This window comes from Kribbella speibonae (assembly GCF_004331375.1).
Classification (GTDB): domain Bacteria; phylum Actinomycetota; class Actinomycetes; order Propionibacteriales; family Kribbellaceae; genus Kribbella; species Kribbella sindirgiensis.
This window is the reverse complement of sequence record NZ_SJKC01000004.1, coordinates 423043-443296: the sequence shown is the minus strand read 5'-3', so window position 1 is coordinate 443296 and position 20254 is coordinate 423043. Positions and strand designations below refer to the sequence as shown.

The 20254-nt window shown below is 68.5% G+C and carries 22 protein-coding genes and 1 riboswitch; of the genes, 8 read left to right on the top strand and 14 right to left on the bottom strand.

Translation table 11 applies throughout. The annotated features are described in order from the left end of the window. Positions 1 to 15: 15 nt before the first annotated feature. Complete coding sequence (locus tag E0H92_RS30095) at positions 16 to 654, top strand: CGNR zinc finger domain-containing protein (RefSeq protein ID WP_131463820.1); 639 nt, start codon at positions 16 to 18, stop codon at positions 652 to 654. A 9-nt stretch (positions 655 to 663) separates the two neighbouring features. Further along, complete coding sequence (locus E0H92_RS30090) at positions 664 to 858, top strand: hypothetical protein (RefSeq protein ID WP_131463818.1); 195 nt, start codon at positions 664 to 666, stop codon at positions 856 to 858. Here the strand turns inward: E0H92_RS30090 and E0H92_RS30085 are convergent. The 3 genes from E0H92_RS30085 to E0H92_RS30075 all read right to left on the bottom strand — a co-directional run bounded on the left by E0H92_RS30085 (position 855) and on the right by E0H92_RS30075 (position 3316). Next, entirely contained in the window at positions 855 to 1934 is a 1080-nt protein-coding gene (locus E0H92_RS30085) for a hypothetical protein (protein ID WP_131463816.1), read from the bottom strand. The genes E0H92_RS30090 and E0H92_RS30085 overlap by 4 nt on opposite strands. After that, positions 1931 to 2413: an RNA polymerase sigma factor gene (locus E0H92_RS30080; protein ID WP_165550105.1), complete on the bottom strand. Its 483-nt coding sequence runs from the start codon at positions 2411 to 2413 to the stop codon at positions 1931 to 1933. The genes E0H92_RS30085 and E0H92_RS30080 overlap by 4 nt, the downstream gene beginning before the upstream one ends. A gap of 78 nt (positions 2414 to 2491) precedes the next feature. After that, positions 2492 to 3316, bottom strand: a complete 825-nt coding sequence (locus E0H92_RS30075; protein ID WP_131498640.1) for a class I SAM-dependent methyltransferase — start codon at positions 3314 to 3316, stop codon at positions 2492 to 2494. A gap of 81 nt (positions 3317 to 3397) precedes the next feature. Here E0H92_RS30075 and E0H92_RS30070 point away from each other — a divergent pair, with 81 nt between their 5' ends. The 4 genes from E0H92_RS30070 to E0H92_RS30055 all read left to right on the top strand — a co-directional run bounded on the left by E0H92_RS30070 (position 3398) and on the right by E0H92_RS30055 (position 9523). After that, entirely contained in the window at positions 3398 to 4663 is a 1266-nt protein-coding gene (locus E0H92_RS30070; RefSeq protein ID WP_131498639.1) for a Fic family protein, read from the top strand. Positions 4664 to 4732: 69 nt separating this feature from the next. Further along, positions 4733 to 5314, top strand: a complete 582-nt coding sequence (locus E0H92_RS30065) for a DinB family protein (RefSeq protein WP_131498638.1) — start codon at positions 4733 to 4735, stop codon at positions 5312 to 5314. Between the two features lie 60 nt (positions 5315 to 5374). Then, positions 5375 to 5542, top strand: a riboswitch (cobalamin riboswitch). A gap of 157 nt (positions 5543 to 5699) precedes the next feature. Continuing rightward, the gene (locus tag E0H92_RS30060) at positions 5700 to 8486 is read left to right on the top strand and encodes a ribonucleoside-diphosphate reductase subunit alpha (RefSeq protein ID WP_238173663.1); all 2787 of its coding nucleotides are present in this window, start codon (positions 5700 to 5702) and stop codon (positions 8484 to 8486) included. Beyond that, complete coding sequence (locus tag E0H92_RS30055; RefSeq protein WP_238152893.1) at positions 8483 to 9523, top strand: ribonucleotide-diphosphate reductase subunit beta; 1041 nt, start codon at positions 8483 to 8485, stop codon at positions 9521 to 9523. The genes E0H92_RS30060 and E0H92_RS30055 overlap by 4 nt, the downstream gene beginning before the upstream one ends. Before the next feature lie 80 nt (positions 9524 to 9603). Here the strand turns inward: E0H92_RS30055 and E0H92_RS30050 are convergent, their stop codons facing one another. The 7 genes from E0H92_RS30050 to E0H92_RS30020 all read right to left on the bottom strand — a co-directional run bounded on the left by E0H92_RS30050 (position 9604) and on the right by E0H92_RS30020 (position 14776). Beyond that, a complete protein-coding gene (locus E0H92_RS30050) occupies positions 9604 to 9792 on the bottom strand; it encodes a hypothetical protein (RefSeq protein ID WP_131498636.1) in 189 nt (62 codons plus the stop codon). Between the two features lie 97 nt (positions 9793 to 9889). Further along, entirely contained in the window at positions 9890 to 10468 is a 579-nt protein-coding gene (locus E0H92_RS30045; protein ID WP_131498635.1) for an isochorismatase family protein, read from the bottom strand. 12 nt (positions 10469 to 10480) lie between these two features. Further along, positions 10481 to 11806, bottom strand: a complete 1326-nt coding sequence (locus E0H92_RS30040) for an MFS transporter (RefSeq protein ID WP_202873906.1) — start codon at positions 11804 to 11806, stop codon at positions 10481 to 10483. Next, positions 11803 to 12255 (bottom strand): MarR family winged helix-turn-helix transcriptional regulator, encoded by a 453-nt coding sequence (locus E0H92_RS30035; protein ID WP_131463803.1) that lies wholly within the window; start codon positions 12253 to 12255, stop codon positions 11803 to 11805. The genes E0H92_RS30040 and E0H92_RS30035 overlap by 4 nt, the downstream gene beginning before the upstream one ends. Positions 12256 to 12329: 74 nt before the next feature. Further along, positions 12330 to 12566: a hypothetical protein gene (locus tag E0H92_RS30030; RefSeq protein WP_131463801.1), complete on the bottom strand. Its 237-nt coding sequence runs from the start codon at positions 12564 to 12566 to the stop codon at positions 12330 to 12332. After that, a complete protein-coding gene (gene cimA, locus E0H92_RS30025; protein WP_131498634.1) occupies positions 12563 to 14152 on the bottom strand; it encodes a citramalate synthase in 1590 nt (529 codons plus the stop codon). Before cimA ends, E0H92_RS30030 begins: the two co-directional genes overlap by 4 nt. Before the next feature lie 225 nt (positions 14153 to 14377). Further along, on the bottom strand, positions 14378 to 14776 hold the full coding sequence (locus E0H92_RS30020; protein ID WP_131498633.1) for a hypothetical protein: 399 nt from the start codon (positions 14774 to 14776) through the stop codon (positions 14378 to 14380). Between the two features lie 104 nt (positions 14777 to 14880). On the opposite strand from E0H92_RS30020, the gene E0H92_RS30015 reads away from it, so the two are divergent. Beyond that, positions 14881 to 15354, top strand: a complete 474-nt coding sequence (locus E0H92_RS30015; protein ID WP_131498632.1) for a hypothetical protein — start codon at positions 14881 to 14883, stop codon at positions 15352 to 15354. A 44-nt stretch (positions 15355 to 15398) separates the two neighbouring features. On the opposite strand, the gene E0H92_RS30010 is transcribed toward E0H92_RS30015, so the two are convergent. From E0H92_RS30010 to E0H92_RS44365, 3 genes are read right to left on the bottom strand one after another with little or no spacing between them, the layout of a single operon-like run. Then, positions 15399 to 16490 (bottom strand): branched-chain amino acid aminotransferase, encoded by a 1092-nt coding sequence (locus tag E0H92_RS30010; protein ID WP_131498631.1) that lies wholly within the window; start codon positions 16488 to 16490, stop codon positions 15399 to 15401. 47 nt (positions 16491 to 16537) lie between these two features. Then, complete coding sequence (locus tag E0H92_RS30005; protein ID WP_131463791.1) at positions 16538 to 17587, bottom strand: 3-isopropylmalate dehydrogenase; 1050 nt, start codon at positions 17585 to 17587, stop codon at positions 16538 to 16540. Next, positions 17584 to 17739, bottom strand: coding sequence for a hypothetical protein (locus E0H92_RS44365; protein WP_165550104.1), 156 nt, complete (start codon positions 17737 to 17739; stop codon positions 17584 to 17586). The genes E0H92_RS30005 and E0H92_RS44365 overlap by 4 nt, the downstream gene beginning before the upstream one ends. Before the next feature lie 146 nt (positions 17740 to 17885). Here E0H92_RS44365 and E0H92_RS30000 point away from each other — a divergent pair, with 146 nt between their 5' ends. Further along, positions 17886 to 18452 (top strand): O-methyltransferase, encoded by a 567-nt coding sequence (locus E0H92_RS30000; RefSeq protein ID WP_131463789.1) that lies wholly within the window; start codon positions 17886 to 17888, stop codon positions 18450 to 18452. Positions 18453 to 18640: 188 nt separating this feature from the next. Here the strand turns inward: E0H92_RS30000 and serA are convergent, their stop codons facing one another. Beyond that, positions 18641 to 20239 carry a phosphoglycerate dehydrogenase gene (gene serA, locus E0H92_RS29995; RefSeq protein WP_131463787.1) on the bottom strand — a complete coding sequence of 533 codons (1599 nt, stop codon included), beginning with the start codon at positions 20237 to 20239 and terminating at the stop codon, positions 18641 to 18643. Between the last annotated feature and the right edge of the window lie 15 nt (positions 20240 to 20254).

Below are 20254 nucleotides of genomic sequence, written 5' to 3'. Positions count from 1 at the left end.
CTGGTGACAGGTCAAATGCATTTTGGGTACTACAACACGCTCGGGCTGGAACTGGCGGTCGACCTGGTCAACACCCGATCCGAACCGACGGGCGCGGACGACCTCACCGACGCCGCAGGACTGACCGACTTCCTCGCCCAGCACGCGGATCTGACCGAACTGGAGGGCAACCCGGCCCTGCCCGCGGGAATCGATCTGGCGGCCGTCACCGCCCTGTACCGCGACGCGATGACGAACTGGACCGCAACAGACGCCGACGCGACAGCAGCACGCGACCTGCGAACGCACTTACGTGCCGTGTTCGACACCGGCGCGCAGGACCCCGTCTCCGCGGCGACGGTGCTCAACGAGCATTTGCGCGCCTACCGGGCACTCCCTCGGATCAGCACCGAGCACGGCGAACCTCACCTGCACTTCGAAGCCGCCGACGAGGGCCTGATCCACTGGCTCGCCGTCACCGCGCTGATGGGTCTGGTGCTGTTCGTGTGCGACGGCAACGCTCGCCGCCTCGGCATCTGCGCATCGGCCGCCTGCCGGAGAGCGTTCGTCGACCGATCGAGGAACAGCAGCAAGAGCTACTGCAGCGACACCTGCGCCCATCGCGAGAGCGTCGCCGCCTTCCGCACCCGCCGCCGCTCCGCCGAACTCCGCTAACCTCCCCGCATGGGAAAGATCGTCGCCATCGCCTTCGCTGCGCTGCTCATCGCGATCGGCGGCGTCTGGACGCTGCAAGGCCTCGGCTACCTCAAGGGCAGCTCAATGACGGGCAGCACACTCTGGGCAACCGTCGGCCCGATCGTCGCCGCGTTCGGCGTCGCGCTGCTGTACGTCGCTATTCGCGGCCCGCGCAAGCGCTAGAAGCGGCGGGGCGGGTCGTCGCCGGTCGAGCGGTGGACGGTGACGTAGGTTCGGCCGTCGCGGGCAGGTGCGGGGACGACGGTGTAGAGGGTGCGGCCGCCCGGGAACGTGAACCGCTGGGAGGTGCCGGCCGTGTTGGTGTCGGCGTCGCGTGAGCTGAGGCCTTCCACCGTCGACTTCCCGGTGAGGTAGCTGAGCACCATCCCCAGGTTGTCGTGCACGCCGAAGATGTAGGTGTCGTCCGTGCCGACCGCCGGCGAGAGGTTGGCGCCGCCGATCGTGTCCTCCTTCTGGCCGCCGGTCGAGTACGACGTATCGCCCGGCATGCCCGCGAACTCGTATCCGTCCTTGGTCACGAACGCATACAGGCTGCGGTGCCGGAGCATCCCGGCGGCGTCGTAGTAGGTGCGGTCGTCGACCAGGATCGGCTCGCCGATCGGCGGATTCGCCTGGACCTGCGCCGACGTCGGGTCCAGCGGCAGCGGCGACTCCGTGTACTTGCCCAGCTCGACCGGGTTCGGCGAGAGACGGCCCGCGGGGCCGGAACACACGGTACGGGTGCCGACGAGCCAGCCGGTGTCGGTCCGGGTCAGCTCGGTGCGCGCGATCCGGTGCCCGGAGGCGTCCGCGTAGTCGAGCGTGCCGGATGTCGCGTTGAACGTGAACTGGTACTGCGGAACGCCGTACGCGACGGCCTCCGGAGGCGCGGTCGACGGATCGAGGACGGCGCGGACCGGCTTGCCCGTCACGGAGTTGGTGCCGGGCTCGATCGTCCGCTGGTTCTGGCAGCCCCAGCCGCCGATGACAGCCGGGCGCGGTCCGGGCGTCGTCTTCTGCTGCGGGGTCACGTCAGGTGTCGTCACCGGGCCGGGCCCTTCAGTGCCTCTGGCGAGAAGCGTCGCGGTCACGACGACCACGACCCCGACCGCGGCGGCGGCCAGGTACGGCACGAGCGATCGGCGGCGGTTGCGAGCGGTACGCGCCTGGACCTGCTCCCACAGCTCGTCGAGGTCGACGGTCCGGGCCGCGGCGGCGCGGTCGAGCTCCCGGCTCAGGCGGCGTTCGGTTTCGTTCATCGGTGGTCCTCGAGTTCGGTCGCGAGCCTGGCGAGGCCGCGGCTGACCAGTGACTTGACGGTGCCGACGCGGACCTGCATCGCGTCGGCGATCTCCGCCAGCGGCAGATCGAGCCAGTACCGCAGTACCAGCGCCTCCCGCTGCCGCGGCGCGAGGTGATCGAGCGCCCGCAGCAGCCCGCGGATCGATTCGCTCAGAACAACCTGTTCGTCGGCAGGTGCCGCGGTGACGAGATAGAGGACCTTCCGGTCGCTGAGGATCTTCCGCCGGCGCCGCGTCCGGACCTCGTTGACCACGATCCGGTTCAGGTAGGCGGCCGGATTGCCGACCTCGCGGTGCCGGCGTACGTCGTACAGCCGGCAGAACGCTTCCTGGACAACGTCCTCAGGGTCCTCGGCACCGAGCAGATGGGCCAGCCGCACCAGCCGGCCGGCCTCGGTTCGAAACAACGTCTCGAACGCTGCGCCGCTGCCCGTCATCGTGTCTCCCACGATCAGCCCCATACCTGACTGACGATCCCAGCCCCGAAAGGTTGAGTCAGCCCGTCAGCAACAGGCTCATGGTCTTGTGGCCTTGAGGGCGAAGAGGAGTGGGATGCGGGGGGCGGCGTCCGGGAGACGCCACCAGCCGTCCGAGGTTTGCTGCATGGAGGGCCAGCGGGGCCATGGGAGTACTTCGGACTCGCGGAGGCTGGTGAGTTGGAAGCCGGCGTCGGCGAGGGTGGTGGTGATTTCGCCGAGGCCGTGGCGCCATTCGTAGCTGGTCTGGCGGCCGGGGACCTCGTCGCCGGTGTAGGTGACGGTGGAGTCGTGGGCGATCGGCCCGCGGCCTTCGAGGTAGTCGGCGCGGAGCACGAGGTCCTCGGACTCGCCGGGCAGGGAGACCTCACGGAGCGCGTTGAGCAACGGGTGGAACTCGACGATGTAGAGGACGCCGCCGGGTTTGAGCAGGTCTCCGACGACCTCTGCCCACTGTTTCAGTTCGGGCAGGTAGCAGAGTGCGCCCTTGCCGGTGTAGACGACGTCGAACCGCCGTCCGCCGACCGCGTCTAGGGCGTCGTACACGTTGGCGTGCAGGTAGTCGACCTCGACGCCTGCCTCCGCCGCGATCCGCCTCGCGGCCTCCAGCGACTTCTCGGAGAGGTCGAGTCCGCTGGTCCGCGCACCCCGCCGCGCGAACTCGATCGTCTCAGTCCCCAGATGACACTGCAGATGCAGTACGTCGCGACCGTCGAGCGGACCGAGATCCTCCCACTCGTAGTCGGCGAACCAGAACTCGGCGGGCCGGTCGTAGAAGTCGCTCGCCGCGTGCAGCGGCGCCCGGGCGTTCCAGTCGGCCTGGTTGGCGGCCACCATCCGTCGCGTCTGCGCATCCAGAGTCACACTCAGCAGTCTGCCCGCCACTGGGTCCACAACTTGTCCACACCCTTGTTCAAGGTTTGTGGATAAGCTTGAATAAGGGGTATGGCGAGGGTCGAGTTGCACCGCTGGCCCGGGCACCCCGACGGGTTCACCCGGGCGGAGCGCCTGGGCGGGTCGTACGAGCTGCACTTCCCCGACCCGCTGGTCGGGCGCGAGTTCGACCTGTCCGACGACGTACTCGCGCTGCTCGAGGACGCCGCCGGGGATCTTGCCCGCCTGGACGCGACGGCCGCCGTACTGACGAACAGCGAGGCGCTGGCACGGCTCCTGCTGCGTGCCGAAGCGGTCGGTTCGTCGCATATCGAAGGGCTCGTCGTCGGCGCGCACAGATTGCTGAAGGCCGACGTACTGCGGGATCGCATCAGCGACGTGACCGCCGAGGAGGTCCTCGGCGCGGTCGACGCGATGACCTGGGTGACCGAGTCCGTCCAGGCCGGGGACAAACTCGAGGTCGACCATCTGCTCGAGGCGCATCGCCGGTTGATGGCGCAGTCGCCGCACCCGGAGTACGGCGGCGAGATCCGCTACCTGCAGAACTGGATCGGCGGCCGCTCCCCCGCCGAGGCGTACTACGTGCCGCCGCCGGCGCAACTGCTCCCCGAACTGCTCGCGGACCTGATGACGTTCGTCCGTGAGTCGCCGCTGCCCGTGCTGGCGAAGACCGCGATCGCGCACGCACAGTTCGAGACGATCCACCCGTTCGCCGACGGCAACGGCCGGACCGGGCGGGCGCTGATCCACCTGATCCTGCGCGCCGACGGCCTGATCACACGCACCGTGCCGCCGGTCTCGCTCGCCCTCGCCACCCACGCCGCGGAGTACGTCGACGCACTGACCGCCTTCCGGTACGTCGGACGCGCGACGACCGTCAAGGCCCGCGCGGCCGCGAACCCGTGGCTGCGGATGTTCGCTCTCGCCTGCACGCATGCGACGGCCGAAGCGGCGCGTTTCGAGACGAACGCCGCGGAATTGAAGGCCGAATGGCGGGAGCGCGCGGCACCGGTCCGCGCCGGCTCAGCGGCCGAGTTGCTGATCGAGGCACTGCCGGCCGCGCCGGTCCTGACGCTCGCGGCCGCGGCCCGGCTCATCGACCGCTCCCAGCAGGCCGCCAACCAGGGCCTGGCCCGACTGGTCGAGACCGGCATCCTGCGCGAGGTCACCGACGGGCGCCGGAACCGCGTCTACGAAGCGCCCGAACTGATCGACGCCTTCACGTTGCTGGAGCGCCGCTTCGCGAGCCCGGCCGCGGACACCCGGATCGAGCCGCCTAGCAGACCCGTCCCGGCAAGGCCAGAACCGACACACTAGGGGGTTTGACTTTCTGACTGCGATCGAGCAAGAATTCGAACACATGTTCGATCGTACAGGGGAGTTGTGATGCCGGAGGCGTTCGACTGGGACATCCTGCACCGGCCGTCGGCGATGGCGATGGTCCGCGGCCAGCTCGGCTTCAGCTGGATGGTGCTGTCCGGGCGGCTCGCCCAGCTGACCGACGAGCAGTACTTCTGGCGACCGAGCAGTGAGGCCATCAGTGTGGTGCGCCGGCACCATGCCGGGCGCTACCGGTCACTCGGGTCCGGTGAGTGGGTCGCGCAGTGGCCCGAGGAGCCGGACCATCGCGGTCCACGCACGATCGCCTGGCTGATCGCCCACCTCACCGAGACCTTCTTCGAGCGCTGGGAATGGACCTTCGGCGCGAGCGTGCAGGCGGGTGCCGAGATCACCCTGCACGGGAACGCCCGGGACGCGGTCGCCTGGCTGACCTACTGGGTCGAGGCCTGGCAGGACGCGATCGCCGGCCTGGACGAGGACGCGGCGATGACGATCGGCCTCAGCCAGGCCAACGAACTGGACGCCGCCGAGCCGTTCGGCCACGTCGTCCTGCGGCTGAATCGCGAGCTGATCCACCACGGCTCGGAGATCATGACGCTCCAGGACCTCTACGCGGTCGCGGCGTGAGGACCACAAGATGTGCGACACGCGGCGTGGCGCTACCACAAGATCTAGAGGGATCCGCCTAGCATCACTACTGCTGGTGGTTCGGGGCGCGCAACGCCACAAGATGTTGGGCGTCCCGGGGCAACAGGGGAATCCGGTGCGACTCCGGAGCTGCCCCGCAACGGTGAGTGGACGTGCTGTCGACGCATGCCCGCGAGTCCGGATACCTGCCACCGGTGCGTGTACCGCCGGTGCACGCGGTCCGAGACCTCGCGGGTGGGTCGCAGGGCGTGACGGCAGTGTTCCCGGCCGGTGCCGCCGGTCCCGTCATGCGCCCCCTCGTGTGGTCCCGGGTCTCCGAACTCTTCTGGAGCGCACACCTGTGACCATTGCTTCCTCATCATCAGTGGCGACAGAGCTTCGTACGGAGCTCACCGTCATCCGTCGCGACGGCAGTAGTACGCCGTTCGACGCCACCAAGATCTCCGTCGCCGTGACCAAGGCGTTCCTCGCCGTCGAGGGCGCCGACGCGGCCGCCACCCACCGGGTCCGTGACCTGGTGACCGACCTGACCGGCCGGGTCGTAGCCGCCCTGACCAGCCGTGGCGACACTCGCCGCAGCGTGCAGGTCGAGGACATCCAGGACCAGGTCGAGCTGGCGCTGATGCGCGCCGGCGAACACCAGGTCGCCCGCGCCTACGTGCTGTACCGCGAGGAGCGGACCAAGGCCCGCACCCCTGCCGACCCGGCCGGCGTCGCCGAGAAGCCGGCGCTGACGGTCCGCGCGGCCGACGGCAGCCGGTCCCCGCTCGACGTCGACCGGCTCCGCGTGATCGTCGCCGAGGCCGCCGCCGGACTCGACGCGGTCGACCCCGAGCTGATCCTGAACGAGACCCTCGGCGCCTGCTACGACGGCATCCCGCAGCACGAGGTCGAGCTCGCGCTGGTGATGGCCGCGCGGTCGTACGTCGAGACCGAGCCGCAGTACAGCTTCGCCGCGTCCCGCCTGCTGCTGGACCAGATCCGCCGCGAGGCGCTGGGCCGCGTCCACGGCGAGCCCCGGCAGGCCAGCCAGGCCGACATGACCACGGCGTACGTCGACTACTTCCCGCGCTACATCCAGGTCGGGATCGAGGCCGGTCAGCTCGACCCGGAGCTCGGCCGCTTCGACCTCGAGCGGCTCGCCGCGGCGATCAAGCCGGAGGCCGATCTGAACTTCACCTTCCTCAGCCTGCAGACGCTCTACGACCGGTACCTGCTGCACCTCGGCAAAGTGCGGTACGAGTTGCCGCAGGCGTTCTTCCTCCGGGTCGCGATGGGCATGGCCCTGCGCGAGGACGACCGCGAGGCCCGGGCGATCGAGTTCTACGAACTGCTCAGCTCGTTCCGCTTCATGTCGTCGACGCCGACCCTCTTCAACTCCGGCACCACCCGCCCGCAGCTGTCGTCGTGCTTCCTGACCACCGTCGAGGACGACCTGTCCGGCATCTTCACCGGCATCCGCAACAACGCCCTCCTCGCCAAGTATTCCGGCGGCCTAGGCAACGACTGGACCCCGGTCCGCGGCATCGGCGCCCACATCAAGGGCACCAACGGCGAATCCCAAGGCGTCGTCCCGTTTCTGAAGGTCGCCAACGACACCGCCGTCGCAGTGAATCAAGGCGGCCGTCGTAAGGGCGCGGTGTGTGCGTATCTCGAGACGTGGCATATCGATGTTGAGGAGTTTCTCGATCTGCGGAAGAACACCGGGGACGAGCGGCGGCGTACGCATGACATGAACACGGCGAACTGGGTGCCGGATCTGTTTCTGCAGCGGGTGGAGGCCGGTGGGGAGTGGACGTTGTTCTCTCCCGATGAGGTGCCGGATCTGCACGAGTTGTACGGCGGTGCGTTCGCTGAGGCGTACTCGGCGTACGAGGCAGCTGCGGATCGTGGGGAGATTCTGGTGTTCAAGCGGGTCAAGGCGGTTGACCTGTGGCGGCGGATGCTGACGGTGCTGTTCGAGACCGGGCACCCGTGGATCACCTTCAAGGACGCCTGCAACCTGCGTTCGCCGCAGCAGCACGACGGTGTCGTCCACTCGTCGAACCTGTGCACCGAGATCACCCTGAACACGACGACCGAGGAGACCGCGGTCTGCAACCTCGGATCGGTCAACCTGGTCGCGCATCTGACCGCGGACGGGTTCGACGCCGACCTGCTCCGGGACACCGTGAAGACCGCGGTGCGGATGCTCGACAACGTCATCGACGTGAACTTCTACACCACCCCGGAATCGGAGCGCGCCAACCAGCGGCACCGCCCGGTCGGCCTCGGGCTGATGGGGTTCGCGGACGCGTTGTTCACGTTGCGGATCCCGTACGCGTCCGACGCAGCGGTCGAGTTCGCGGACCGCTCGATGGAGCAGATCAGCTACCACGCGATCGAGGCGTCCAGCGAGCTCGCCGCCGAGCGCGGCCGCTACTCGTCGTACGACGGATCGCTGTGGAGCCGTGGGGTCCTGCCGATCGACTCGCTCGACCTGCTGCACACGGCACGCGACGGTGACGTGATCATCGACCGCGACGCGCGACTCGACTGGGACGGTCTGCGTGCGAAGGTCCTGCGGGACGGGATGCGGAACTCGAACGTGATGGCGATCGCCCCGACCGCGACGATCTCCAACATCTGCGGCGTGAGCCAGTCGATCGAGCCGACGTACAGCAACCTGTTCGTGAAGTCGAACATGTCCGGCGAGTTCACCGTCGCCAACCCGTACCTGGTCGCCGACCTGAAGGCGCGCGGGCTGTGGGACCAGGTGATGGTGTCGGATCTGAAGTACCACGACGGCGTGGTCGCGGGGATCGAGCGGATCCCGGCGGACCTGCGCGAGCTGTACGCGACGGCGTTCGAGATCGACCCGCTCTGGCTGGTGAAGGCGGCGTCGCGGCGCCAGAAGTGGATCGACCAGGCGCAGTCGCTGAACCTCTACATGGCGAAACCGTCCGGCCGGGCGCTCGACGAGCTGTACCGGTCGGCTTGGCGCTATGGCCTCAAGACGACTTATTACCTGCGTTCCCAGTCGGCAACCCATGTGGAGAAGTCCACCTTGAAGGGCACCGACGGCCGGCTGAACGCCGTACCCGTCGCCGTCCCCGAAGCCAGCGGAGCGGTCTGCTCCATCGACGACCCGGACTGCGAGGCCTGCCAGTGAGCGCCATCTCGATCGGAGCGGCCCGCGTCGAGGTCGCCGACAAGGCGATGATCAACTCGCGCGCCGACGTCAACCAGCTGCTCCCGTTGAAGTACACGTGGGCCTGGGAGAAGTACCTTGCCGGATGCAACAACCACTGGATGCCGACCGAGGTCTCGATGCAGGCCGACATCTCGCTGTGGAAGTCAAAGGACGGCCTGACCGACGACGAGCGGCTGATGCTGAAGCGGAACCTCGGGTTCTTCGCCACGGCGGAATCACTGGTCGCGAACAACATCGTGCTCGCCGTCTACCGGCAGCTGACCAACCCCGAGTGCCGGCAGTACCTGCTGCGCCAGGCGTTCGAGGAGGCTGTGCACACGCACACCTTCCAGTACATCTGTACGTCGCTCGGTCTCGACGAGGGCGAACTGTTCAACATGTACCGCGAGGTGCCGTCGATCTCCGACAAGGACGCGTGGGCGCTGAAGTACACGCAGCACCTGGAGGACCCGGAATTCCGCACCGGTACGCCGGAAGCGGACACCGCGTTCCTGCGCGATCTGATCGCGTTCTACGTGGTGTTCGAGGGGATGTGGTTCTACACCGGGTTCGCGCAGATCCTGTCGCTCGGCCGACGGAACAAGATGGTCGGGATCGCCGAGCAGTACCAGTACATCCTGCGCGACGAGTCGATCCACCTGAACTTCGGCATCGACTGCATCAACCAGATCAAACAGGAGAACCCACATCTGTGGACGACCGCGTTCCAGGCCGAGGTCCGGCAGATGCTGACCGAGGCGTGCGAATTGGAAGTCGCCTACGGCCGCGCCACCATGCCGAACGGCATGCTCGGCCTGACCGCGGACCTCTGCGAGCAGTACATGCACTTCGTCACGGACCGCAGAGCGGAACAAATAGGTCTCGATCCGATCTTCGGTGAAACGCGGAACCCCTTCGGATGGATGTCAGAGGTGATGGACCTGAAGAAGGAGAAGAACTTCTTCGAAACCCGGGTCATCGAGTACCAGTCGGCCAGCGGACTCAGCTGGGACTGACTCGATCCCGGACCATCACGGACAGGGAGGCCCGCGGTGCAACTCGCCGCTCCGCGGGCCTCCCGCCCTTCCGCCTACTGTCACTTGGTCGGGTCGTGCTTGCGGATGAACTCGAGTGCGGTCAGCGCGACCTCTTCCCAGCCGTGGTCGATCACCAGCGAGTGACCGCGGCCGGGCAGCTCGACGAACTCGGTGATGCCGGTGTTCCTGGTGTGCTGCTTGTACGCCGCATGCGTGCCGTACTTGAACTCGTCGAACGTCAGCGTCACCGACCGGCCCCGCGTGCCGGAATCTCTCGAGTCGCCGGGGAGCATGAGCTGCCCCAGCGGGGAAAGAAATCGTCGCGATGTGCAAATTTGTTCCCACTCAGCCGAGCAGTGCGAGGATCTCCGCTGTCGAGCCGGTCTCCCCCAGCCGCGGGAAGACCCAGTGCAGGGAGTTCTCGTGGGCGGAGGGGTTCAGGTCGGTCATGGCGTCGGTGGCGAGGGTGACGTGGTAGCCGTGTTCGTACGCCGCTCGCGCGGTCGACTCGACGCCGATGCTGGTGGCTACGCCGGTCAGCACGATCTGCGTGATGCCGCGCCGGCGCAGGTGCACGTCGAGGTCGGTGCCGTGGAACGCGCCCCAGTTGCGCTTCGTCACGACGATGTCCTCGGCGTGACCGGCCAGCTGATCGACGATCTGATCGGCGCCCGGCGGCGGCGTCCCGCCACCCGACCGCGGCGACTGCTCGGTCCGGCCGGTGAGCCGGTCGGCGCCGTCGGCGGCGAAGCTGACCCGGACGAGGACGACCGGAAGGTCGTGCTTGCGGAAGGCGTCGGCGAGTTCGACGGTCCTGCCGATCACGTCCGCGGTGGGATGCGGCGCACCGGGCAGTACGGCGACGCCGTTCTGCAGATCGATGACGACGAGGGCGGTCTTCGGGTCGAGGGTGGTGACAGGCACGGATGAACCTCTCTATTCGGGGAGATCGAGGAAGGTGACCAGCAGGAGCAGGCCGGCGACGACGAGCAGGAAGATCGCCAGGTCGTGCAGTCCGGCCGTCGTTGCGCCGTACTGGAAGAAGTGGGCGTTCGCCGCGGCGGAGATGAGCGCGCCGACGTACACGCAGGTCCGCAGCAGTCCCGCGGACGAGCCGATCCGGGCCGGATCGGCCTGCTGGTACAAGGCGGTCTGGTTGGCGAGATTGTTGAGGCCCTGCGGTACGCCGGCGATCACGCCGACGACCGCGAGGATCCAGATCGGCGTACTCGGACCGACGAACAGCTGCGCCGCGGCGGCCGCCAGCAAAAAGAGGCCTCCGGCAACGAGTTTGCCGCGGATCACCGCCCGCCGGCCGGTCAGCGCGGTGATCACCACCGCCGCGAGCGACAACGGCAGCAGGAGCAGGCCGGCGGCGGACGCACCCAGGCCGCGGGCCTCCTCCAGCCATTGAGTGAATCCATAGAGGAACGAGTACGCGCCGACGAATGCGAGAACCTGACGTGCGTAGGTCAAGATCAGCGGCCGGTTGCCGCCCAGGACGCGCAGGTCGATGAACGGCGCCACCACTCGCAACTGCGCGATCACGAACGCCGTACCGAGCAGGAGTGCGAGCACGAGCAGGTACCAGCGGGAGACCCGTGGCTGCATCAGGAAGAACATCGTCGAGACCAAGGTGCCGGTGAACAACGCGATGCCCGCGTAGTCCAGTCCGCCGGCGCCGCGCGACCGTGCGCGACGCGGCAGCCAGAGCGCGCCGAGAACGACGCAGATCACCGACAGCGGGACGTTGATCGTGAAGATCAGATGCCAGCCGCCAAGCCCGATCAGGAGTCCGCCGAGCGTCGGCCCGATCACCGCGATCACCTGGTTCGCGATCGACAGGCTGCTGAGAATGACGGCGGGCGTCTCCATCCCGGTCCGGTCGGCCTCGCTGCGGATCAACGACATCGACGCCGGGTACGCCGCCGACGTACCGAGACCGAGGAGGACGCGCGAGCCGACGAGTACGCCGAGGTTGGGGGCCAGTGCGCCGAGCAGACCGGCCACGCCGACGAGCGAGGTGGCGACCAGGTAGAGCGGTCGCGGGCCGAACAGGTCGACGAGCCGGCCCATCACCGGCTGACCGACCGCGGTGGCCAGGTACAGGCCGGTGACGAGCCATGCGGTCTGCGACGGCGGTACGCCGAACGCGGCGCCGATCGGGATCAGCGCGACCGCGAGCATCGACGAGTTGATCGGGTTCAGGATCGACCCGACGAGCATCGGCGCGATCAGACGCCGATCGAAGTGCCCCGTCAACGCCCGGTCGCCGCCTCGATCGCGTGGTCCAGCAGCGAGAGCGCCTTGATGATGGTCTGCCGCTCGTCCTCGGTGCACTGGTCCTGCAACGTCCGCGCCAGCCACTCCTGCCGGACCTTGCGATCCCCCTGCAGGCGATGCCGCCCGGCCGTGGTCAGCGACACCACCTGCCGCCGGCCGTCCTCGGGATCGGGATGCCGCTGGACCAGATCGGCCTCGCGCAGCGCCGCCAGGATCGCCGCGATCGATTGCGGCCGAATCCGCTCCGCCGCCGCCAACGCACTCGCCGACGCCGGCCCGTCCTTGTCCAACCGGCTCAGCACCGACGACTGCGACGGTGTCAGGTCATCGGTCTCGGCCAACTCCTTCAACCGCCGCTTGACCCGCCCGAACACAACCCGCACCTCACTGGCGGCCTGACTCGCGGACGCAGAAACCTTCTCGCTCACACATCCACTGTAGATTCATCAGTCTGAACTGTCCAGTTCAAACTGATCAGTTCAGACTGCGCACAACGCAGGGCTCAGCTGACGGTGACCTCGAGGACGCCGATGACGTGGTCGAGGCGGGCGGCGACCCGGGTGGCGTCGAAGCCGTTGCCTTCGACGACGATCCGGAGCTCGCCGGTGTCCAGTGACAGGGCGAGCTCGCGGACGTCGTACGGATTCATGAGTACGGCGACGCGCGCCAGCAACCCTTCGACCTCGACGACGCGTGCCGTGAACACCGTGACGGCGCGTTCGACTGCGAGCAGACTCATCGCACGACCTCCTTGTGGCGCAGCAGACCGAAGGTGAAGCCGTCGACCAGCGCCTCCCAGGACGCCTCGACGATGTTGTGGCCGACCCCGACCGTCACCCACGAGCCCTCGCCGTCCGCGGTCTCGATCAGCACTCTGATTACCGCGTCCGTCCCGTGCCCCTGGTCGAGGATGCGGACCTTGTAGTCGACCAGCTCGAACTTGTTCACCACGGGGTACGCGCGCTCGATCGCGGTCCGCAGCGCGTGGTCGAGCGCGTTCACCGGGCCGTTGCCCTCGCCCGTGACGATCTCCCGCTCGCCGCCCGCGACCAGCTTCACGGTCGACTCCGACACCGCCTCGCCGTCGGCCCGCGACTCGGTGATCACGCGCCAGGACTCGACATCGAAGAACGATGCCCGCTTGCCCGTCACTTCCTCGGTCAGCAGCAGCGAGAACGACGCGTCCGCGGCCTCGAACGTGTAGCCGCGCGACTCCATCTCCTTGACCCGCTCGGTCACCCGGCTGACCAGTTCGCGGTCGCTGCCGAGATCGAACCCGAGCTCCCGGCCCTTCAGCTCGACACTCGCCCGGCCGGCCATCTCGGAGACGAGCATTCTCATGTCGTTGCCCACGCGAGCCGGATCCGTGTGCTGGTAGAGATCGGGGTCCACCTTGATCGCGCTGGCGTGCAGGCCCGCCTTGTGGGCGAACGCGGACAGGCCGACGTACGGCGCGCGGTTCGACGGCGGCACGTTGGTGACCTCGGCGATCGCGTGCGCGATCCGGAACGACTCGGCGAGCTTGCCCGGTGGGAGCAGTTGCTGCTCGCGCTTCAGCTCCAGGTTGGCCACGACCGCGAGCAGGTCGGCGTTGCCCGTGCGCTCGCCGTACCCGTTGATCGTGCCCTGGACGTGCGTGACGCCGGCCTCGACGGCGGCGATCGAGTTCGCCACCGCGCAGCCGGCGTCGTTGTGACAGTGGATGCCGAGCCTCGCTCCGGTGTTCTCGAGGACGTCGCGGACGACGTCCTGGAGTTCCCTCGGGAGGGTCCCGCCGTTCGTGTCGCAGAGGGCGACCACGTCGGCGCCGGCTTCGGCAGCCACTCGTACTACCTCGAGTGCGTAGGCGCGGTTCGCGCGGTAGCCGTCGAAGAAGTGTTCGGTGTCGAGGAAGACCCGCTGCCCGTTGTCCCGCAGGTGCCGGACGGTGTCCGCGACCATCCGGAGGTTCTCGTCGAGTGTCGTCCGCAAGGCCCGCTCGACGTGCGCGTCGTGGCTCTTGGCAACGAGTGTGACGACGTCGGCGCCGGACTCCCGCAGGGCCGCGACCTGCGGATCGTCAGCGGCGACCGCCTCCGGTTTGCGGGTCGCGCCGAACGCGGCGAAGGTCGCGTGCCGCAGGTGCAGCTCGGTCTTCGCCCGCTCGAAGAACTCGGTGTCCTTCGGTACGGCGCCCGGCCAGCCGCCCTCGATGAATCCGACTCCCAGCTCGTCCAGGTACTGCGCGATGGCGATCTTGTCGGCCACGGACAGCGCCAGACCCTCCTGCTGCGCACCGTCGCGCAAGGTGGTGTCGTAGACGTGGAAATCGTCCGAGATGCTCATGGGGGTCGGCCTTCCGGAGGGGGTCGGGGCAAACAAAAAACCTCCCGCAAGGTGCGAGAGGTCTGCGCGCTCAGGTACGGCTTGCTGAGCGCGCCTAGCTAATAATCACCCGAAAGTGCTTCATAACGATTTGCAGTCTGCCACACATTGTCCGGACCATGAGGGCCTCGTCTCGCATCACGAACATTCAGTACTGGAAGGCGTACTGGAGTTCAGGCCCAGAGATCAGGCACTGAGGGACCAGCCCGGGTCGTCCCAGGCGGTGTAGAAGTCTTCGCGGGTCAGCGGGCGCAGGCCCCAGTCCTCGCGATCCAGCGCCTGGTCGGTGAGCATCCCCTCGTCGTCCTCGAGACGCTGCCACCAGTACCGCCGTACGTCGCCGTCCTCGCCGACCCCGAGCTGGCGGACGACGACCCACTCACGCTCGTGCCAGACCGCCTCGTACAGCCAGTCGGTGCCGTAGTCGTCGACGGCCGCGCCGTACGTCCGCGACGCCGTCCCGCGATCCAGATCCCGGATCAGCTCGACGGTCGACCGGATCGCGGCGACAGTCTCCCCGGGCCACCCACGCCGCTCGGCCAGCTCCGCGTAGTACGCCTCAACCTCGTCCGGGAAGCCGCTCATGCCGCCAGACCCTACCGAACCGAAGCGACGGCCTGCGACCAACTGTCCGACCCGCAGACCTGAAAAGATCCTGTGAAACTACTACTCCAGAACGGGAATGACCGGTGAGTGAGCCAGACGACGTGAACCTGAACGTGCTGAAGGCGCCCTTGCCTCCGCGTGACGCGAACGGCTTCGAGCAACTGCGCTTCCAGCTGCTCGGCTACGCGACCGCGCTGGCCGTGCTCGTCACACTGACGCCGACCTGGCTGATCCGGGAGTACAGCCGCGAAGGCGTGCGCGTCTACAGCGGCTTCGGCATGACCCGCGACGCCGAGCTCCTCGGGAGCGCCGCCAACTGGCTGTTCATCGCGTACGCCGTACTCGTCCTGGTCGCCCTGGCCTCGCCGACGACCGTCGCCGCGTTCGTGTGCGCCTACCTGGGGCTCGCGGACACGATCGTGATCGTGCTGCTGAAGCCGGACTCCAGTGAGTACAGCGAGTTCGGGTGGACCGGGGCGCCGGTGCTGGCGATCGGTCTCTGGCTGGTGCTCGGTGTGCTGAACACGATCGGCTGGTTCGTCAAGCGCCGGACATGACAAACGGCCCAGTGGTTCGAAACCACCGGGCCGTTCGCCGTACCTCAGGAGATGCGGGTCATCCAGCCGTGCGGGTCGGCCGCGCGGCCGTACTGGACGTCGAGGAGGGCGGTGCGGACGGCCGCGGTGACCGGGCCGCCGTTGCCGTCGCCGATCTGGGTCTCGCCGTCCTTCCACTTCAGCGAGGCGACCGGGGTGACGACCGCGGCGGTGCCGCAGGCGAACACCTCCCGCACCTTGCCGGAGGCCGCGCCTTCACGCCACTCGTCGACCGAGATCTTGCGCTCGGTGACCGTGTGGCCGAGGTCGGTGACCAGCTTCAGGATCGAGTCCCGGGTGACGCCCTCGAGGATCGTGCCGGACAGCTCCGGCGTGACCACCGAGTTGTCGTCGAGGACGAAGTACAGGTTCATCCCGCCGAGCTCCTCGACCCACTTCTTCTCGACCGCGTCCAGGAACGCGACCTGGTCGCAGCCCCGTTCGATCGCCTCGGCCTGGGCGAGCAGCGAGGAGGCGTAGTTGCCGCCGGTCTTCGCCGCGCCGGTGCCACCGGGGGCCGCGCGGGTGTACTCCTCGCTCAGCCAGATCCGGACCGGCTTCACGCCGTTCGCGAAGTACGACCCGGCCGGCGACGCGATCGCGCAGTACGTGACCTGGGCCGACGGGCGGACGCCGAGGAACGGGTCCGAGCCGAACATGAACGGCCGCAGGTACAGCGACGTCTCGCCGCCGCCCGGCACCCAGGCCCGGTCGATCTCGACCAGCTTGTGCAGCGAGTCGAGGAACGCGGCGGTCGGCAGCTCCGGCAGCGCGAGCCGGTGCGCGGACCGCTGGAAACGGATCGCGTTCGCCTCGGGGCGGAACAGGTGGATCGAGTCGTCGGGATGCCGGTACGCCTTCATCCCTTCGAAAATCGTCTGGGCGTAGTGGAACACCGAGGTCGCGGGAGACAGCTCCAGCGGTCCGAAGGCGGTGATCCGTGCGTCGTGCCAGCCCTTCTCAGCCGTCCAGGTGGCGATCGCCATGTGGTCGGAGAAGTTCTGCCCGAATCCCGGGTTCGCCAGGATCTGGGCGCGCTGGTCGTCGCTGGCCGGTTGGGTGTTTGGCTCAACGGTGAACTGCAGATCGGCGCTCATAGCCGCACCGTACCTCTCCACCAACTGGTCAGGCGAGCATCCATCGGTCAGCCCGCCGCGCGCTTGGCGATCGCGTCGCCGATCTCCGCGGTACTGCGGGCGGCGCCCGTGCGCTCCTCGATATCCGCCGTGACGGCGTCCTCGATCGCCTTCGCCGCCTCGGTCAGGCCGAGGTGCTCGAGCAGCAGCGACGCGGACAGGATCGCCGCGGTCGGGTCGGCCTTCTGCTGGCCCGCGATGTCCGGCGCGGAGCCGTGCACCGGCTCGAACATGCTCGGCGCGGTCCGGTCCGGGTTGATGTTGCCGCTCGCGGCCAGCCCGATCCCGCCGCTGATCGCGGCCGCCAGGTCGGTGATGATGTCGCCGAACAGGTTGTCGGTGACGATCACGTCGAACCGGGACGGGTCGGTGACCAGGAAGATCGTCGCCGCGTCCACGTGCAGGTAGTCGACCGTGATCTCGGGGAACTCGGCGGCGACCGCGTCGACGGTCCGCTTCCACAGGTGGCCGGCGTGCACGAGCACGTTGTTCTTGTGCACCAGCGTCAGCTTCTTGCGCGGGCGGGCCTGCGCGCGGGCGAACGCGTCCCGGACGACCCGCTCGACGCCGTACGCCGTGTTCACCGACACCTCGGTGGCGATCTCGGCCGGCGTCCCGACCCGGAGCGCGCCGCCGTTGCCGACGTACGGGCCCTCGGTGCCTTCGCGGACGACGACGAAGTCGACCTCGCCCGGGTTCGCCAGCGGGGAGCCGACGGACGGGTAGATCTTCGACGGCCGCAGGTTCACGTAGTGGTCGAGGGTGAACCGGAGCTTGAGCAGCAGACCGCGCTCGAGGACGCCGGAGGGGACGCTCGGGTCCCCGACCGCGCCGAGCAGGATCGCGTCGTGCTTGCGGATCTCCTCCAACTCGGCGTCCGGCAGCGTCTCACCGGTGGCGTGCCAGCGCTTGGCGCCGAGGTCGTACTCGGTCCGGTCGAACGTCACGCCGTGCTGTGCGGCGACCGCGTCGAGGACCTTGAGCGCCTCGGTGGTCACCTCGGGTCCGATCCCGTCGCCGGGGACGACGGCCAGCGTGAAGTTCTTCGTCTCGCTCACTTCTTGGGTTCTCCCCCATTGTCACGGCGGTTCATGGCCTCTTGGACAGCCTTGACCTCGTCGCTCGCCGGGCGCGTGCTGCGGCGACGCCGGGTCGCCTTCCGCTCGCGCGCGTCGATCGAGGGCCAGTTGGCTGGATACATGTCGTACATGCGGCTGCTCCCAAATATGTCGTGGGCGGCAGGATGCGCACGAATTTACTCGCACATCCGACTATTTCTCCACTATGCGGGCAGCTTGTCCCGGAATATGAGATCCGGGTGGGGTCACTGGACCGGACCTGTGCGACTCTCACCCGGTGAGTGCTCCTCCAGAACTGCCGCCGCTGGTGTCGGCGGCCCTCAGCCTGTCCGGCCGGCGCGGATTCGTCAGCTCCACCAGGAACGAGACCGGCCGGTTGCTCGCCACCCTCGCGGCCTCGAAGACCGGCCTGCTCGGTGAGCTCGGGACCGGCTGCGGCGTCGGCTCGGCGTGGCTGCGCAGCGGCGCCGGCGAGAGCACGTCGATCGTCACCGCGGAGAGCGATCCGCAGTTGGCGCAGGTGGTCGCGGAACTGTTCGCCGACGACGAGCGGATCGAGGTCGTCTCCGCCGACTGGACCGCACTGATCGAGCGCGGCCCGTTCGCGCTGCTGTTCGTGGACGCCCGCGAGGCGAAGCTGTCCGCCCGCGACATCATCGCGGACGTGGTCGAGCCGGGCGGCTTCGTCGTACTGGACGACTTCACGCCGTCGGCCGTCTGGCCGCCGATGTACGAGGGGCGCGTCGACACACTCCGTCAGGAATGGCTGATGGACAAGCGCTTCACCACCGTCGAGGTAATGGTCGCCCCCGACGCCGCCGTCCTGCTGGCCACCCGGCGCTGACACCTCGCGGCATTTGGTGGGTCTACGTCCGAGACGCTGGGTTTGCGTCCCGGATCTCGGACGTAAACCCGGCATCTCGGACGCTTACCCATGAAAAGCGGGCCCGGGCTATGGAGCCCGGGCCCTTGTCAGCCGCCATGCGCCTGCGGGCGGCTGACCGCCTCCAGTAAATCAGTCGTTCGGGTGAATCAGGCTTCCAGGTCCACGGTCCGGGCGGTGTCGGCCTGGACCGCGGCGCTGATGTCGTCGAGGACCGTCGGCTCGATCTTCGAGTCGACCGACAGCGCGACCAGCGCCTTGCCGCCCTTGCGGTCCCGGCTGACCTGCATGCCGGCGATGTTCACGTCGGCGTCGCCGAGGATCCGGCCGATCTGCCCGACGATGCCCGGCCGGTCCTCGTAGGTGAGGAAGGCTAGGTGCGCCGACAGCTCCACCTCGAGGTCGAACCCGTCGATCTCGACCAGCCGCTCCGACTGCCGGACACCGACCAGCGTGCCGGACACCGACACCTGGGCGCCGTCGGCGAGGGTGCCGCGGAGCGTGATCAGGTTGCGGTGCTCGGGGCTGTCGTGGTCGGTGACGAGCCGGACCTCGAGGCCCCGCTCGGCGGCCAGCAGCGGCGCGTTCACGTACGAGACGTTGTCCTCGACGACATCCGCGAAGACACCCTTGAGCGCGGCGAGCTCGAGCACCTTCACGTCGTACTGCGTGATTTCGCCGCGGACCTCGACGTCGAGCTGCTGTGCGACGCCGCCCGCCAGCGCGGTGAAGATCCGGCCGAGCTTCTCGGTCAGCCCGATGCCCGGGCGGACGTCCTCGGCGATCACGCCGCCCTGGACGTTGACCGCGTCCGGGACCAGTTCACCCGACAGCGCGAGCCGGACCGACTTCGCGACCGCGATCCCGGCCTTCTCCTGCGCCTCGTCGGTGGACGCGCCGAGGTGCGGCGTCACGACCACGTTCTCGAACTCGAACAGCGGCGAGTCGGTGCACGGCTCGGACGCGAACACGTCCAGCCCGGCGCCGGCCACCCGCCCTTCCTTCAGAGCGGAGTAGAGCGCCTGCTCGTCGACGATGCCGCCGCGGGCCGCGTTCACGATGATGACCTCGGGCTTGACCTTGTGCAGCTGCTCGTCGCCGATCAGGCCGATGGTCTCCGGGGTCTTCGGGAGGTGCACGGAGATGAAGTCACTGGTCGCCAGCAGCTCGTCCAGGGTGGCGAGCCGGACGCCCATCTGCGCGGCCCGGCCGGCCTGCACGTACGGGTCGTAGGCGATCACGTTCATGCCGAAGGCGGCCAGCCGCTGCGCGACCAGGACGCCGATCTTGCCGAGGCCGACGATACCGACGGTCTTCTCGAACAGCTCGACGCCCGAGTACTTGCTGCGCTTCCACTCGCCCTTCTTGAGCGACTCGTTCGCGGCCGGGACCCGGCGCGCGGACGCGAGCAGCAGCGCGACGGCCAGCTCGGCGGCGCTGGTGATGTTGGAGGTCGGCGCGTTCACGACCATCACACCGGCCTGGGTGGCGGCCTTCACGTCCACGTTGTCCAGGCCGACACCGGCGCGGGCGACGACCTTCAGCTTCTTCGCGGCGGCCAGCGCCTCGGCGTCCACCTTGGTGGCGCTGCGGATCAGGATGGCGTCGACGTCGGCGATGGCCGGCAGCAGCTCGGCGCGGTCGGCGCCGTTGGTCTGGCGGATCTCGAAGTCGGGGCCGAGCGCCTCGACGGTGGCCGGGCTGAGCTCTTCGGCGATCAGGACGACGGGCCGGGTTACGTCAGTCATGGAGGAATCTCCTGC